Annotated in this window: 17 protein-coding genes; 12 read left to right on the top strand and 5 right to left on the bottom strand. The window is 69.3% G+C overall.

Going from position 1 to position 14,034, the window contains the following annotated elements; translation table 11 throughout:
- Positions 1-42: 42 nt before the first annotated feature.
- The gene (locus E3O22_RS16630) at positions 43-792 is read right to left on the bottom strand and encodes a GntR family transcriptional regulator (protein ID WP_304988607.1); all 750 of its coding nucleotides are present in this window, start codon (positions 790-792) and stop codon (positions 43-45) included.
- Between the two features lie 171 nt (positions 793-963).
- On the opposite strand from E3O22_RS16630, the gene E3O22_RS12925 reads away from it, so the two are divergent.
- Complete coding sequence (locus tag E3O22_RS12925; RefSeq protein WP_255570053.1) at positions 964-1,236, top strand: glucose PTS transporter subunit EIIB; 273 nt, start codon at positions 964-966, stop codon at positions 1,234-1,236.
- Positions 1,233-1,691 carry a PTS glucose transporter subunit IIA gene (locus E3O22_RS12920; protein WP_134393744.1) on the top strand — a complete coding sequence of 153 codons (459 nt, stop codon included), beginning with the start codon at positions 1,233-1,235 and terminating at the stop codon, positions 1,689-1,691. The genes E3O22_RS12925 and E3O22_RS12920 overlap by 4 nt, the downstream gene beginning before the upstream one ends.
- Before the next feature lie 170 nt (positions 1,692-1,861).
- Here E3O22_RS12920 and E3O22_RS12915 read toward each other — a convergent pair whose 3' ends face one another.
- A complete protein-coding gene (locus E3O22_RS12915) occupies positions 1,862-2,464 on the bottom strand; it encodes a cob(I)yrinic acid a,c-diamide adenosyltransferase (RefSeq protein WP_134393743.1) in 603 nt (200 codons plus the stop codon).
- A gap of 256 nt (positions 2,465-2,720) precedes the next feature.
- Between E3O22_RS12915 and E3O22_RS16130 the strand changes: the two genes are divergently transcribed.
- Genes E3O22_RS16130 through E3O22_RS16115 form a run of 4 tightly spaced genes read left to right on the top strand, consistent with a single transcriptional unit; the run spans position 2,721 to position 4,252 of the window.
- Positions 2,721-3,518, top strand: a complete 798-nt coding sequence (locus E3O22_RS16130; RefSeq protein ID WP_198410611.1) for a BCCT family transporter — start codon at positions 2,721-2,723, stop codon at positions 3,516-3,518.
- Entirely contained in the window at positions 3,515-3,655 is a 141-nt protein-coding gene (locus E3O22_RS16125; protein WP_166784898.1) for a BCCT family transporter, read from the top strand. Before E3O22_RS16130 ends, E3O22_RS16125 begins: the two co-directional genes overlap by 4 nt.
- 13 nt (positions 3,656-3,668) lie before the next feature.
- Positions 3,669-3,947: a BCCT family transporter gene (locus E3O22_RS16120; RefSeq protein ID WP_198410610.1), complete on the top strand. Its 279-nt coding sequence runs from the start codon at positions 3,669-3,671 to the stop codon at positions 3,945-3,947.
- Entirely contained in the window at positions 3,893-4,252 is a 360-nt protein-coding gene (locus tag E3O22_RS16115; protein ID WP_198410609.1) for a BCCT family transporter, read from the top strand. Before E3O22_RS16120 ends, E3O22_RS16115 begins: the two co-directional genes overlap by 55 nt.
- Before the next feature lie 28 nt (positions 4,253-4,280).
- On the opposite strand, the gene E3O22_RS16440 is transcribed toward E3O22_RS16115, so the two are convergent.
- A complete protein-coding gene (locus tag E3O22_RS16440; protein WP_241976641.1) occupies positions 4,281-5,897 on the bottom strand; it encodes an ADP-ribosylglycohydrolase family protein in 1,617 nt (538 codons plus the stop codon).
- Positions 5,898-6,231: 334 nt separating this feature from the next.
- A complete protein-coding gene (locus E3O22_RS12900) occupies positions 6,232-7,968 on the bottom strand; it encodes a diguanylate cyclase (RefSeq protein ID WP_134393742.1) in 1,737 nt (578 codons plus the stop codon).
- A 158-nt stretch (positions 7,969-8,126) separates the two neighbouring features.
- Between E3O22_RS12900 and E3O22_RS12895 the strand changes: the two genes are divergently transcribed.
- Positions 8,127-8,411: a glutaredoxin family protein gene (locus tag E3O22_RS12895; protein WP_134393741.1), complete on the top strand. Its 285-nt coding sequence runs from the start codon at positions 8,127-8,129 to the stop codon at positions 8,409-8,411.
- Between the two features lie 62 nt (positions 8,412-8,473).
- On the opposite strand, the gene E3O22_RS12890 is transcribed toward E3O22_RS12895, so the two are convergent.
- A complete protein-coding gene (locus E3O22_RS12890; protein ID WP_134393740.1) occupies positions 8,474-9,385 on the bottom strand; it encodes a hypothetical protein in 912 nt (303 codons plus the stop codon).
- Between the two features lie 185 nt (positions 9,386-9,570).
- On the opposite strand from E3O22_RS12890, the gene E3O22_RS12885 reads away from it, so the two are divergent.
- The 5 genes from E3O22_RS12885 to E3O22_RS12865 all read left to right on the top strand — a co-directional run bounded on the left by E3O22_RS12885 (position 9,571) and on the right by E3O22_RS12865 (position 14,025).
- The gene (locus E3O22_RS12885) at positions 9,571-10,614 is read left to right on the top strand and encodes an RNA polymerase sigma factor RpoD/SigA (protein ID WP_134393739.1); all 1,044 of its coding nucleotides are present in this window, start codon (positions 9,571-9,573) and stop codon (positions 10,612-10,614) included.
- A gap of 83 nt (positions 10,615-10,697) precedes the next feature.
- On the top strand, positions 10,698-10,892 hold the full coding sequence (locus E3O22_RS12880) for a hypothetical protein (RefSeq protein WP_134393738.1): 195 nt from the start codon (positions 10,698-10,700) through the stop codon (positions 10,890-10,892).
- Between the two features lie 151 nt (positions 10,893-11,043).
- Positions 11,044-12,030, top strand: coding sequence for a ring-cleaving dioxygenase (locus E3O22_RS12875; protein ID WP_134393737.1), 987 nt, complete (start codon positions 11,044-11,046; stop codon positions 12,028-12,030).
- Positions 12,027-12,731 carry an alpha/beta hydrolase gene (locus E3O22_RS12870; RefSeq protein WP_134393736.1) on the top strand — a complete coding sequence of 235 codons (705 nt, stop codon included), beginning with the start codon at positions 12,027-12,029 and terminating at the stop codon, positions 12,729-12,731. Before E3O22_RS12875 ends, E3O22_RS12870 begins: the two co-directional genes overlap by 4 nt.
- A 7-nt stretch (positions 12,732-12,738) precedes the next feature.
- Positions 12,739-14,025 (top strand): maleylacetate reductase, encoded by a 1,287-nt coding sequence (locus E3O22_RS12865; RefSeq protein ID WP_241976640.1) that lies wholly within the window; start codon positions 12,739-12,741, stop codon positions 14,023-14,025.
- Positions 14,026-14,034 lie beyond the last annotated feature (9 nt).

Raw genomic sequence — 14,034 nt, 5'->3', positions numbered from 1 at the left:
TGGGTGTGGTGAGTGGGGCCCGGCCTCATGCCGGGCCGGAGTTCAGAGCTGGTGCTGGAGATTCAGGGTCATGTGAATCTGGTATCGATCGCCGCGGTACCAGGACGTGACGTACTCGATGGCGGCTGACCCCGCCGACGAGGTGCGCCGGAAGACGATGAGCGGCGCCCCCGCGGTGACGCCCAGCGTCTCCGCGAGTTGGGGACCGGCGGCATCCGCCCAGACCGCCTGCTCGGCGTTGTCGATGCGCAGGCCGTATTCGGTCGCGAACGTCGCGTACAGGGAGCGGGTGAGGTCTTGCTCGCCAAGATTCGGCAGCAGCTCCGCCGGATAGTAGCCGCGTTCGAGGGCCATCGGGGTGCCGCCGGCCAGCCGGAGCCGTTCGACGACCTGCACCCGGGCGCCCGCGCCGAGGCCGAGTGCCGCCCGCACATCGAGCGGTGCCTCGATCAGCGCGGTGGCCAGTAGGAGTGTTGCCGGAACAAGACCGCGACGGCGCATGTCCTCGGTGAAGGAGGCCAGGTGCAGATCGCTCTGCACACGCTCGCCCGCCACGAAGGTGCCCTTGCCCTGGATGCGGTAAAGCAGACCCTCCTCGACCAGCTGACGGATGGCCTCCCGCACGGTCGACCGGCTGACGCCGTATTTCGCCATCAGCTTGCGCTCGGGCGGAATCGCGGCGTGTGGAGCCAGGGTCTTCTCGACCAGATCCTGCAGGATCGAGCGCAGCTGCGTTTGCTTGGACACCGGCCCGGCTGCGAGCATTGAGTTCTCCTCCTGAGTCTGGCTCATGGCGTTGCCTTTCACTTGTTGATCGGTTCGGTCGGCGTCGAGCCCGAGTGGTGTAGTACCACTTCCACTGAGTGGTCCGTACTGGTACGATCCAATAGTTAGATCATGAAGGCAGGGCACCCCACTTGTCAACACCGAGTGCGGCCCGGGCCTTCGATCGAATCGCAGTCGATGAGCCCGTCGCAGTGCCCACCACAGAAGGAACAGAAGATGACTAGCAAAGCCGCGCAGATCCTGGCCGCCCTCGGCGGAAAAACCAACATCGTCGAAATCGAGGCGTGCATCACTCGCCTGCGCACCGAGGTGACCGACCCCGCGGTCGTGAACGAGGCGGCGCTCAAGGCCGCCGGAGCGCACGGTGTCTTCCGTTCCGGCACCATTGTGCAGGTCGTCGTAGGCCCCGAGGCCGACAACCTGGCCGAGGACATCGAGGACCTGCTGTGATCGTTCTCTCCCCCGTGCCCGGCCGCGCCGTGCCGCTCGCCGAGGTACCCGACCCCACCTTCGCCCAGGCCATCGTGGGCCCGGGCGCCGCGATCGACCCGCCGCGCGGCGTGGTCGACGCCATCGCCCCGATCAGCGGCACCCTGCTCAAGGTGTTCCCGCACGCCTACGTGATCGTCTCCCCCGACGGCCTGGGTGTGCTTGTGCATTTGGGAATCGACACCGTCGAACTGCACGGCGAGGGCTTCACCCTGCTCGCACAACAGGGCGACCACGTCTCTGCCGGCGACACCATCGTCAGCTGGGACGTGTCGGCGATCGAGGCCACCGGGCGCAACCCGATCGTGCCGGTGATCATCCTCGAACAGAAGGCGGAGAACATCACGCTGGCGGATGCCGTCACGGCCGGCGCCCAGCTCGAGTCGGGCGACGTCTTCCTGACGGTCACCCGCTGACCGTCCACCGCTGACCGTCGACCGCTGACGCATCCGCCGGGGGATTCATGGCGCTGGCGCTGGTACTGGTGCTGGTACTCGTGCTCATCGTGCCGCCGCCCGCGGCTCGCCTGCGGCCAGGTCGGAGGTTACGCGGGAGGCCGCGTCGCATATCTCGGAGAGCAGCACCGTCAGGCGCCGCCGGCACCCGTTTCCGGACGGTCGTCGCCGTGCTCGGCGTTGGCTCCCCGGGCCAGCACGAACATCAGGGACGACAGCCGGTTCAGGTACCGAGCGGTGAGCGGGTCCACGGAGGTCGGGTGCAGGTCGATGGCAACCCACACCGCTCGCTCGGCACGGCGCACGACGCCACGCGCCTGGTAGAGCAGTGCGGCTGCGACCGTCCCGCCGGGGAGTACGAAGCCGCTCAGGTCGGCGGCCTGCTGCGCAAAGTGATCGACGGCACGCTCGAGCCGGACACGGTGCGACTCGCGGATGCGTGCCGGTGCCGGCTCAGGGTCGTCGAGGGGCACGGACAGGTCGGCCACCAAATCGAACAGGTCGTTCTGCACGCTGGCGAGCGTACTGGTCACCTCGATGGGCAGGCCACCGGCAGCCATGGCCAAGCTGACGGCCGCGTTGGCCTCGTCGCAGGCTTCGTAGGCGGCGACACGCACGTCGGTCTTGGCCACGTCGCCGTGCCGGCCGGAGGTGGTGCGGCCGGAATCGCCCTTGCCGGTGTAGAGGGCCGGTTGGGCCGGTTGGGCCGGTTCGAATTCTCCGAGGTCAGCCATAGCGGCCACGATAGTAATCGCCGCGCCATCCGCGTCGCGTTTAGGCGAGCCGCAAGCAGTTTTCTGCTCGCACCTTCGGCGACAGTGACGTGACGGGAACTGTCCGATCGACGGGTGTTCGATCACCGAGGAGCGATATGTCCAAGGATTCAGCAGATGGTATCGAGTCGGAGCTCGGCGACGCGGTCAGTGAACCGCACCGAGAGGGCCTGGCCACCATCGACAAAACGGTTTCGGCGTTTCCGCCGGCATCGTCGTGGCGATCTGTCTGGTCGGGGTGCTGTTCACCGAGACCGTGGGCACCGTTTCGGCATCGTTGGTGCTGGCCTTCGGGAGGTACGGCAGCATTCCGCGCTCCCGAGAGGGGCAGAGCACCGAGTTCTCGACAGTCTCCTGGGTGTCGATGATGTTCAGTGCAGGCATGGGGATCGGTCTGATGTTCTTCGGCGTGTACGAGCCGGTCACCCACCTGGCGACGCCGCCACCGTTCGTCGACGCGCCGGCGAACAGCCCGGAGGCTGCCAACGCGGCCATGGCCTACACCTTCTTCCACTGGGGTCTGCATCCGTGGGCGATCTACTCGGTGGTCGGCCTGGCCCTGGCCTACTCGACCTACCGGATGGGCCGCGGCAACCTGATGAGCGCCCCGTTCCAGGCCCTGTTCGGCAAGGAGCGGATCGAGGGCAAGGGCTGGGGCAAGCCGATCGACATCCTGGCGATCATCTGCACCCAGTTCGGTTCGGCGACCTCACTCGGGCTGGGAGCGCTGCAGATCGCGGCCGGTGTCTCACTGCTTGGTTCCGGCCAATTCGAGGAGGATCCCGGAACGGTCGTGCCGATCATCATTATCTGCGTGCTGACCGTGGGGGTCGTGTTCTCCGCGGCGAGCGGGGTGGCGAAAGGCATCAAGTGGCTGAGCAACACCAACATGGTGCTGTCGGCCCTCCTGGTCGTGTTCGTCTTTGTGGTCGGCCCGACCGTCTTCATCCTGAACCTGTTGCCGTCGTCGATCGGCGCCTATCTGACCGATCTCGTACCGATCTCGTACCGATGAGCTTCCACTCGGCGGTGTTCGGCGGCGACGACTGGTTGGCGAGCTGGACGATCTTCTACTGGGCGTGGTGGATCTCTTGGACCCCCGTTCGTAGGCACCTTCATCGCCCGGATCTCCCGTGGCCGCACCATACGTGAGTTCATTCTCGGCGTGCTTCTGGTGCCGACGGGGGTCAGCATCCTGTGGTTCGTCGTCTTCGGCGGCACGGAGCTGCACCTGCAGCTGAACGGTGTCGACATCGCCGGCACCGGCAGTGCGGCGGCCGGCTTCTTCGCGGCGTTGCAGCAATATCCGTTCTTCATCGGCTCGGCTCTCGTAGTGATGGTGCTCACAGCCGTGTTCTTCGTCAGGGGGGGGAGGATGCGGGCGCTCTCGTGCTCGGGACGCCGTCGAGTCGCGGTCGTAAGGAGCCCTGGAAGCCGCTGGTGATCCTCTGGGCGATCCTCACCGGCGCCGTCGCTGCGGTTCTGCTGTTCGTGGGCGGGCTGGGTGCCCTGCAGACGTTCACCATCCTGGCGGCGACCCCGTTCGTTCTGATCATCATCGGGCTGTGCGTGTCGCTCCATGTGGATCTGCGTCGTGACCCGTTGCGCCAGCGCACCGTCGGGCCCGTGCGCACCTCCTCGGAGGCGCTCGGCGCGGTCCCGTTCACGAATCCGACCGCGGAGAGCACAGACCCGGGCGTACAACCGGATGCCGCGTCACCCCTCGACCCGGATGGCCATCGCCCCTGAGACCGGCCTGTTATTGCAGGCCGATCGCTTACGCCAGAGACGTGAGCGCCTGCAGGAACGCGGTGTTCGGATGCGCGTGCGGCAGGACATCCGTCACCTCGCGCAGCGCCTGCTCGATCGGGATCCCGCGGTGTCTCGCAGCGTAGAGCGCACCAACCGCGGGCGTGCGACTGACCGCTTGCACGCAGTGCACGAGCACGGTGCGTCCCTCGGCGCGCAGGGCCGCGATGACATCGACGGTGTCCGTGAGCACGAAGTCGAGGTTGGGGTTGGCCTTCTCCGCGGGCTCGTCGATCAGCCAGACCGCGACCTTGTTCTCAGCGCGGATGCGGCCGGGAACCTGTGTGCGGCCGACCCGGCAGAGCGACACGACGGCGTCGATTTCCACCGGCAGGTCACCCAGGATACCGATCGCACCGAGCCAGACGCCGTCGTCGTGCGGGTGCCGTACCAAGGTGGAAATGTCGCCGGAGGTGGAGTACGGCAGGTGATCGGCGGTAGGCCAGGTGGTGGCGGCACGGTCCTTGCGGGACCGACGGTCGAGTACGGCCACGTCGCGGGGCTTGGCTGCACCAGGCTCGTTCCGGTCGGTGCCGGCCCGGTCGCGGCGCTCGGCCAGCACCGGGGACCCCGACACGCTCGACCACCGGGATCGCCCACCGTTCGAGCGGGCGGCCAGCACACCGCGGCGCACCAGTTCGTCGGCGCGCAATCCGCCCGGCCAGCCGTGCACGATGCGGCGCCAGGCGGCCGGCACCGCGGATGCGCCGTAGCGCGCCCCGAGCAGCCCACCCGCGATCGCGGCGACCGTGTCGGTGTCGCGGCCGCCACGCACGGCGATCTCGAGGGCGTCCTGCAGGTGCCCGGCGGGGGTGGCGGAGACGGTTCCCGTGCCGGAAGCGCCACCCGGCGCGCTCCGCGGCTGAATGATCGCCGACCAGGCCGCCTGCAGCGCCTCCACGACCCAGCCGTTCCGGCCGAAGTCGGAGGGAACGCCGGCCTCGGCCACGACGAGACGGGCCTCCCAGAGCGCGCGGCGGTCGGCGGGCAGGGCGTCGAGGCCCACCCGAACGTCGAGGGCGCCCTCGAGCACCGCGTGCCGAATGGCCAGGCACCAGAGCACGCAGGCGTCGCCGGCATCCGTTTCATAATGGGTGAGCGTGCTGATCGTGCGGGCAACGCCGGCGAGCGCCACCGGGTCGTCGAGGTAGGCGAGCGCTACGGGCGCCGTGCGCATGAGCGAACCGTTGCCGCCGCTGCGGCCGTGCCGGTCGTGATGGGCGCGGGCAACGACGCGCACCGCGGATGCCGTGGGCTCGGTTCGGGAGAGCACCGCGCGCAGCTGGTTGCCCACGTCCGGTGCCGTGCGGGCCCACTCGACCCAGGCAGCCACGATCTCGTCGAGCACGGCCTCGTCGCGGAGGTCCTGACCGGCCGCGATCGCGTTGACGATCGGCACGGCCATGGAGGTGTCGTCGGTCCACTCTCCGGGAGCCCAGTCGAACCCGCCGCCGCCCCTCATCGTGACCACGGCGTCGCTCGCGAGCGGCGGGCCGAACTCGTAGCCGGCGCCGAGGGCGTCGCCACAGGCCATGCCCAGCAGAACGCCGGCGGCGCGGTCCAGTTGTGCGGACGTCAGTTTCAAGCGTTTCCCCCGTGCAATCGTGCGATCGTGCAGCCAATGAAGTCGGGCTCCGGCAGGCCCGTTTTCCGGGCCCCCGAGGCACAAACCCCCGCGTCGAGCCTACGGGCGAAACGCCGCATCCGTCGCCGCCGCGTTCGAGGGTCAGTGCCGGCCGTGAATCGGGGGTCGTCCGTTTCCCCGCCCGCGGCCCTGCAGCACCTCCGCCCCTAACGAATTCGACGGAGATTTTGCCCATAAACCCTGTTTTCGGCCTCAAACCGACCCTTTTCGGCAAAATCTCCGTCGAATTGGTTCAAGGCCGGGCACGGGACTCCGGATGGGGGCTCCTCGGGTTCTACGCCGCCGACAGCACCACGGCGATAATTATCTGGTCCCGGCCGGAATCCTTGGCCTGGTAGAGGGCCGCGTCGGCGCGCGCGAGCCAGTCCGCCACGGTCTCGCCCGGGGAGAGTTCGGCCAGGCCGACGCTCGCGGTGCAGGCCAGATCGGGCGCCAGGGCACCCCAGTGGTAGCCGCGAACGGAGGCCAGCAGGCGCTCGCACGCCTGCTCGGCACGGTCCAGGGTGGTGTCTGCGAAAACGAGTAAGAACTCCTCGCCGCCCACGCGCACGGCCAGATCACTGTCCCGGGTGACGGCGCGCAACAGGGTAGCCATGGCGTTCAGCACCTGGTCGCCGGTGGCGTGCCCGTGCTCGTCGTTGACCCGCTTGAAGTGATCCATGTCGATCATGGCCACGCAGATCGGTTGCCGGGTGTCGCGGGAGCGCCCCATCAGAGGCGGCAGTTGACGGTCGAGCGCCCGGCGATTGGGCAGTCGCGTCAGCGGGTCGGTGTTCGCCTGGTGGTCCAGATCGTCGGCACGGATGCGCAGCCGTGCCGCATCCAGTTGCGACCGCTCCGCCTCGTGGCGGGCCTGCTCGATCCCCAGGGTGTTGATCAGCATCTGGGACTGGATGCCGGCCGTCTCGGTCGTGCGTTTCAGGATCAGGGCGTGCAGCTTCTCGAAGTGTCCGAGCGCCTGCTCGAACCGGCCGGACTCCTTGTGCATCTCGAACAAGGCCTGCTGCAGCTTGATGTGCAGAGCCGGATCGTCGTCGAGGGCGGCGACCAGCAGCTGGGCGTTCATCATCGCGGTGGCCCCGTCGAGGTCACCCTCGGCCCTGGCCACCTCGGCCAGCTGCGCGTCGTTGTTCTCCTCGAGACTGCGGAACCCGTGCGCCTTCGCCAGACGGCGCGCCCGGCCGGCCTGCTCGCGGGCCTCTTCGTGCTCGCCGAGTTCGATCAGGATGCTGACCAGGTTGGTGCGGGCGATGCTCTCGTAGAAGTTGTGCCGTTGGGCGTGGGCCACGGCCACGGCCTCCCGCACGAGCAGGAGGGCCTGCTTCAGACCTATCTCCACGTTCATGCCCTGTGCGCTCTGCCGCTGAGCCTGGATCAGGCAGGTGTCACCGAGGTTGTTGAGACCCACGAACCGCGCCTCGGGGTCGTCGATCGTGCGCGCCAGGCCCAGCGCCTGCCGCCCCAGTTCGAGCGCCCGTTCGGACTCGCCCATGCCCTCGTGCACCATCGACGAACGGCTGAGCGCCCAGAATTCGGCCAGGGCGCTACCACTGCCGCGGGCCGTCTCCACTGCCGCGAGCACGTGGCGCAGCGCCGGTTCGTAGAGCCCCGTGTCGCTGTAGGCCAGCACCAGGGTGCAGTGCACCTTGGACTGCCGCAGCAGATCGCCGGTGCCGTCCAGGAACTCCAGCGCCAACAGTCCCTGCTGAACGGATGCCTCATAGTCGCCCAGTCGCAGCCGATGCAGCGCCAGCAGTTCACGGGCCCGCGCCTGCTGCAGCAGCGTCGCCCCGGTCCGGGCCAGCACCGCCTCGGCCTGCCCGACACCGTCGAGATGGCGCCCGCTCGCGCTCGATCGCTCGCAGTCGGCGAGGACGTCGTCGATCGAGGATTCGGGCGCCGGCTCTGGCGCCGGCTCTGGCGCCGGCGCTGCGTGAGGCGCTGCTGGTCGTGGCAGGTCGATGGCCGGTTTTCCCCCTGAGTCGTGTGCGGCATCCTGGTCTGAATGCATGTTCAGTCCCCCAACTGTTCGCGCTCAGAATGAACCTAGCAGTCGGCCTGCCTCAAAAAACCGGTTCTCGAGGGCATCGAAGATGGCGCTCCGCCCCAAAACGAGGCGCAGGCACGCCGACCCGCGGGGCACTCAGGGTGCCGACCTAGGATGAGATCATGTCCGACCTCGCCGCTCCCCCTGCTCCCGACGCCCAGCGCCTCACCATGTTCGGGGCGGAGTGGTGCGGCGACTGCCGCCGGTCGAAGAAATTCCTCGACGCGCGGAACGTCGACTACGACTACGTCGACCTCCTGCTCGTGGGGGACGGCGCCGACCGTGCCCTTGCGATCAGCGGCCGCACCCAGATCCCGGTGATCCTGTTCCCGGACGGCACCCACGTGGTGGAGCCCAGCGATTCGATGCTGCATGCGAAGCTGACCCAGCTCGGCAGCATCCGCTAACCGGCTCGCTTGCCCTCTCCGCAGCGGAGGCCGGCTCGCCTGTCCGAGTGCCCGCGCCCGGTTCAGGGGAAGTAGTCGGCGAGCACGTGCGCGGTCACGAGCGCGAGCTTGCGGTCGAGCCGCTCATACAGGGGCATCAGCGCCGTCGCGCCCGAGGTCGTGTGCACCACCCCGGCAGAGTCGAAGATCGCGATCGGCTCGAGGTCGCGCAGCAGCGCCCAGAACGGCTGGAAGAAGTACACGCTGCGACCGCCCGCCTCGAACTCATCGAGGGTCATCGCGACATACTCGGCCCGCGCCCGAACGGTGGAGGGGAAGTCGCGGAAGAACTCGCATCCGGGGTTCTCCGGATCTTCGTCGTGCAGCATGGGCGCCGGAACCGCGTACCACTCGTACCGGTCGTTGGTCGCGGTGGCCAGCGCGCTGGCGATCACCCGGTAGGTCAGCGCCCGGGCGGACGTGGCCGGTGTGGTCTTCGGGATGCCGAGTCCGGTCGCCACCTCGATACGCTTGACGATCGTGTGCGGGTTGAGCGCGGCCAGCATCTGGATCCAGCTGATTTTCTGCACAACCCCGTTGACCAGGAATTTGCAGCCGCCCTCGAGGTCCCACTGCACGCTCATGCCGTCCTGCTCGTCATGCACGATCAGGAGGCGGTCGGCCTCGTCGACCTCCACCCCGGAGATGCGGAGATGCGGATGCCGCCGCACCAGTTCGCTCGCGATCCACCACATCTGGGCGGTGAGGAAGCGGTCCGCCGGCGGGTTGTAGACCTCGTAGCCGTCGACCTCGCTCTCGCCGACGCCGCCGCTGTCGCCGCTGTCGCTGCCGCTGACGCCCCCGCTGTCGCCTCCGCTGACGTCGCCGCTGTCGCCTCCACTATTACCGCCGCTATCACCGCTGTCGCCGCCACTGTCGCCGTCGCGGCCGGGCAGAAAGTTCTCGCCGGAATCGTTTGACTCTGCATCACTCATAGTCGCGTCCCTCCACTCGATGCGGCTCTGCCCGCTCATCATCGTCGATCCGGGCCCCGAGCGAAACTCCCCGTTCGAGGTCGGTCGGCGCACGGGGTTCCTGCACAGCCGGACCCGTGCGGTGATTCTGCACACGCTGCGTCGGCCCCGAGGTCCCGACCCCGGCCCGCTCCTACGGTACCGGCATGACCACCGCCGAGAGCCGTTCCCGTTCCCGTCACCGCTTCTTCGCCGATTCCGTGGGCGCCTACCTGCACGAGATCGGCCGTGTGCCGCTCCTGACCCAGACGGATGAGATCGAGCTCGCCCAGCGCGTCGAGGTCGGGCTGCTCGCAGCGGAGAGACTCTCACGGCTGCGACCGGGTGCTTCCGACGAGGGGGCCGCCGACCTCGGGGACGAGCTCCGCTGGCTCGCGGCCGACGGCGGGCGGGCCATGAAGCACCTGATCTGCGCGAATCTCCGGCTGGTGGTGTCCGTGGCCCGGCACTTCACCGGCCGCGGGCTCGACCTCCTCGACCTGATCCAGGAAGGCAATCTCGGCCTGATCCGGGCGGCCCCGCGTTTCGACCACACCCGCGGTTTCAAGTTCTCGACCTATGCCACCTGGTGGATCCGCCAGAGCATTCAACGCGCGCTGGCCGACCAGGCCCGAACCATCCGTCTCCCGGCCTACCAGGTCGAGGCGCTCACCGCCCTCAACCAGGTGCAGCACCGGCTGCGGCAGCGGTTCGGCCGCGACGGCACCATCGCGGAACTCGGCCAGGCCAGCGGGCTCACCACGCAACAGATCCTGACGCTGCGAAACCGCACCGGCCAGCCGCGGTCGATCGACGCCCCAGTCTGGGCCGACCTCGGCAGCGGCCTCGAGAACGTGCCCTTCGCCGACACCATTTCGGATGCCACGGCGCTCGACCCGTGCGACGCCGCCGGCCGCACCCTCCTGCTGGAGCGCCTCGCCTGCCACCTCGCCCTCCTGCCCGACCGCGAAGCCAGCGTCCTGAGCATGCGGTACGGCCTCGGCGGCGACATCGCGAGGCCCCGGCGGGAGATCGGAGCGCAGCTCGGTGTGTCCAACGACCGGGTGCGGCAGATCGAGCTTCAGGCCCTGGCCCGGCTGCGGCCTCCGTTGGCCTCCGGGCGGGTTCCCGCGCGGGTCAGCGCCCGCGCGGAGACGACGGAACGGGCCGTCGGCAGGTTCGCGGCAGCATCCGTTTCTCGAAGTGCTTGACGGCGAATCCTCCGCGAGCGTACCGTCGAACTGTTGCCCCGGACCCCGGCGACCGCACTGGAAAAGCCGACTGAGGGGGTTCGATGTTTGGGAACGCGGGGGCACAACCGCCGACGGATGCCAACGGCCGGAATTCGAGCTCCGAGGCGTCGTCCTCGGTGCCGCCGGGGCTGGCGTGTCCCGCAGAGAGCAGCATCTCCCTGGTGAACGACAATTCGGTCGGGAACTGGCTCGAGGACCTGCCGGAGCGTTCCTGGGATGTCGGCCCGGGAGAGTAGTCCCGTCGGCCCGCCCGAGGCTGGGAATGAATCCACAGAAACATGTGTTTGCATAGAAGTCGGCGTCACGCCGGACTGCGCAGGTCAGAACGCGCATGCCAGACCCGACGCCAACAGCACACCGACCAGCTTCCCGCCAGAAAGGGACCCCGTGACTCCGCACACCTCCGGACTGCACCACGTCACCGCGATTGCCGGTGCACCGCAGCGCAACATCGACTTCTACGTGACCGGCCTCGGCCTGCGGCTCGTGAAGAAAACGGTCAACTTCGACGACCCCGGCACCTACCACCTCTATTACGGGGATGACGCGGGCCGCCCGGGTTCGCTGCTCACCTTCTTCCCCTGGACGGGCATTTCCAGCGGGCGCCCCGGCTCGGGCCAGTCCACGTCCACCGCGTTCTCGGTGCCGGCCGGCAGCCTCGGCTGGTGGGCCGGCCACTTCACGCAACTCGGCGTCGAATCCGAATTCGTGCGCCGCTCCGCCGACGAGGAACGCCTCTCCCTGCGTGACCCCGACGGCCTGCAGCTGGATCTCGTGGCCTCGTCGACGATTGATCCGCGCAATCCCTGGGACTCGGCATCCGTGCCCGCCGAGTACGCGGTGCGCGGCCAGCATTCCTCGGTGCTCACCGTCGCCGACCCGACCGGCACCGTCGAGGTGCTCACCCGCGACCTCGGCATGCACGTGATCGAGGAGACAACCGACCGCATCCGGGTGGGTGCCGGCGACGGAGCCCCCGGCAACATCGTGGACATCCTCGCCGACCCGAACGGACAGGTCGGCCTGACTGCCGGCGGCAGCGTGCACCACATCGCGTTCCGGGTGCCGGACAAGACCACGCAGGAGCAGTGGCGCCAGGAACTCGTCGCGCGCGGCTACGGCGTGACGGCGATCCTCGACCGGCAGTACTTCACGTCGATCTATTTCCGCGAGCCCGGCGGCGTCTTGTTCGAGATCGCGACGGACACCCCCGGCTTCGACATCGACGAGCCACTGCTGGAACTGGGCCGCTCGCTCAAGCTGCCACCGTGGCTCGAGCCCAGCCGGGACCAGATCGAGCGCGCCGTCGTTCCGATCACCCTGCCGAGCGAGAACAACCCGGCCCTCGTCGCGGGGAAGCAGGACCCTCGATGACCGAGCAACGCGACTCCCCACAGACCGATCTCGACTGGGTGCACGTTTTCCGGGCGGGTTCGTCGACGGCATCCGGCGACTCGGGCCCGCCCGGCTCAGACCCGACGGATGTCTCCGCCCCCGTGCTGTTGATGTTGCACGGCACCGGCGGCGATGAGCAGGAGATCCTCGCCCTTGCCGACACGCTCGATCCCGGCGCGACCGTGCTCGCCCCGCGCGGGCGCGTCACCGAGGGCGGCATGCTGCGCTGGTTCCGCCGCCTCTCCGAGGGCGTGTTCGATGTCGAGGACGTGGTGCTGCGGGCCGGAGAACTGGCCGGTTTCATTGCCCGGGCCCGGCAGCACTACGACCTCGGCGGGCGCCGCATTATCGCCGTGGGCTTCTCCAACGGGGCCAACATCGCCCTGGCCACGGCCCTGCTGCACCCCGACGTTCTCGACCGGGTCGTCGCGTTCTCCGGCATGTTCCCGCTCGACGATCGCCCGCTCGCCACGGACCTCGTCGACACGACGGTGCTGATGCTCAACGGACGCTCCGACTTGATGGCCCCGCTCGCGAGCGCCGACCGGGCCGCCGCCACCCTCATCGGGCGCGGCGCCCAGGTCGACCGCGAGCTGCGCGACGGCGGTCACGGCATCGCCGCCACGGATGTCGCCGCCGCCCGAGCCTGGCTGGCCCGCCCCCTGCAGACCCGCGCGTAGGCCTGCCGTGAGGGAGCAGCCCGTCGGGCCGGGACTCGATTTCGAGTATCGAACGCAGCGACAGCGCGTGCTCTTCGGCACCGGGCGGGCCGGCGAACTGCTCGCCGAGGTGCTCGGCAAGGTGCTCGGCGAGCAGCCGGCCACGGTGCAGGCCGGCGGCACCGGCACCGGCACCAGCACGGGGAGCGTGATCGCTCCGGCGGGCATCGCGGGTGCCAGCGGCACCCCCGGCGCCCCGCGCGTGATGGTGATCGCGACCCGGCGGGAACTGGAGCGGTCCGCGGCGGTGCTCGCCGGTATCCGTTCGGTGCTGGTGTTCGATGAGATCGTGCAGCACGTTCCGGCGGAGTCGGCCGAGCGCGCCCATCGGGCGGCCCAGGCGGCTCGCATCGACGTGGTCGTTGCCCTCGGCGGCGGGTCGGCGATCGGGTTGGCCAAGATTCTCGCGTTGCGCAGCGAGCGGACCGGCGGACTGCCGATCGTGGCGGTGCCCACCACCTATTCCGGTTCGGAGGCCACGGCGGTCTGGGGGCTGGTCGAAAACGGGGTGAAGACCACCGGGTTCGATCTGAGGGTCCTGCCCGGCACCGTGATCTACGACGCCGACCTCACGCTGTCCCTCCCCCGCGAGCTGAGCGTGTCCAGCGCGCTGAACGCCCTTGCCCACGGCGTCGACGCCCTCTGGGCCCCGGGCGCGAACCCGGTCAGCGCGCTGCTCGCCGCTGAGGGAATCCGGATGTTGGCCCACGCACTGCCGCGAATCGCCGTGGCTCCCGGGGCCGGCCCGCGCACCGCGGAAGCGGCCGGATCGGACACATCGGGGAGCGATCCGGTTCTGGGGGGCGGCGGCATCCACGGAGCTCTGGCCGGCCGGAAGGATGCCCTCTATGGCGCGTACCTGTCGGCGAGCGCGTTCTCCAGCGCCGGTTCGGGTCTGCATCACACGATCTGTCACGTGCTGGGCGGGACCTTCGGGCTGCCGCACGCGCAGACGCACGCGATCGTGCTGCCGCATGTGGTCGCCCTCAACGCGCCCGCCGCCACCGAGGCCGAGGCGCAGATAGCCGCCGCCCTGGGCTCCTGCACCGCCGTCGAAGGGTTACTCGCCCTGCGGGACAGCCTGCACGCACCGACTGCGCTGCGGGACTTCGGGTTTCAGGAGTCGGACATCGCCCGGGCCGTGGTACTGATCCTGCCGGCCGTCCCCGCGTCGAACCCGCGCGCGGTCACCCCCGACGACCTGACTCTGCTGCTGCGGAATGCCTGGTCCGGCGCCGCCCCGGGCGGGCGCTAGCCGCTGGGC

Source organism: Cryobacterium sp. TMT2-18-2, from assembly GCF_004402245.1.
Taxonomy (GTDB): domain Bacteria; phylum Actinomycetota; class Actinomycetes; order Actinomycetales; family Microbacteriaceae; genus Cryobacterium; species Cryobacterium sandaracinum.
This window is presented reverse-complemented; position numbering and strand designations above follow the sequence as displayed.

Excerpts from the sequence above, each read along its gene's own strand:
- E3O22_RS16630 (WP_304988607.1), bottom strand. The coding sequence starts at position 792 with ATGAGCCAGACTCAGGAGGAGAACTCAATGCTCGCAGCCGGGCCGGTG.
- E3O22_RS12925 (WP_255570053.1), top strand. The coding sequence starts at position 964 with ATGAGCCCGTCGCAGTGCCCACCACAGAAGGAACAGAAGATGACTAGC.
- E3O22_RS12915 (WP_134393743.1), bottom strand. The coding sequence starts at position 2,464 with ATGGCTGACCTCGGAGAATTCGAACCGGCCCAACCGGCCCAACCGGCC.
- E3O22_RS16125 (WP_166784898.1), top strand. The coding sequence starts at position 3,515 with ATGAGCTTCCACTCGGCGGTGTTCGGCGGCGACGACTGGTTGGCGAGC.
- E3O22_RS12900 (WP_134393742.1), bottom strand. The coding sequence starts at position 7,968 with ATGCATTCAGACCAGGATGCCGCACACGACTCAGGGGGAAAACCGGCC.
- E3O22_RS12895 (WP_134393741.1), top strand. The coding sequence starts at position 8,127 with ATGTCCGACCTCGCCGCTCCCCCTGCTCCCGACGCCCAGCGCCTCACC.
- E3O22_RS12890 (WP_134393740.1), bottom strand. The coding sequence starts at position 9,385 with ATGAGTGATGCAGAGTCAAACGATTCCGGCGAGAACTTTCTGCCCGGC.
- E3O22_RS12885 (WP_134393739.1), top strand. The coding sequence starts at position 9,571 with ATGACCACCGCCGAGAGCCGTTCCCGTTCCCGTCACCGCTTCTTCGCC.
- E3O22_RS12880 (WP_134393738.1), top strand. The coding sequence starts at position 10,698 with ATGTTTGGGAACGCGGGGGCACAACCGCCGACGGATGCCAACGGCCGG.
- E3O22_RS12870 (WP_134393736.1), top strand. The coding sequence starts at position 12,027 with ATGACCGAGCAACGCGACTCCCCACAGACCGATCTCGACTGGGTGCAC.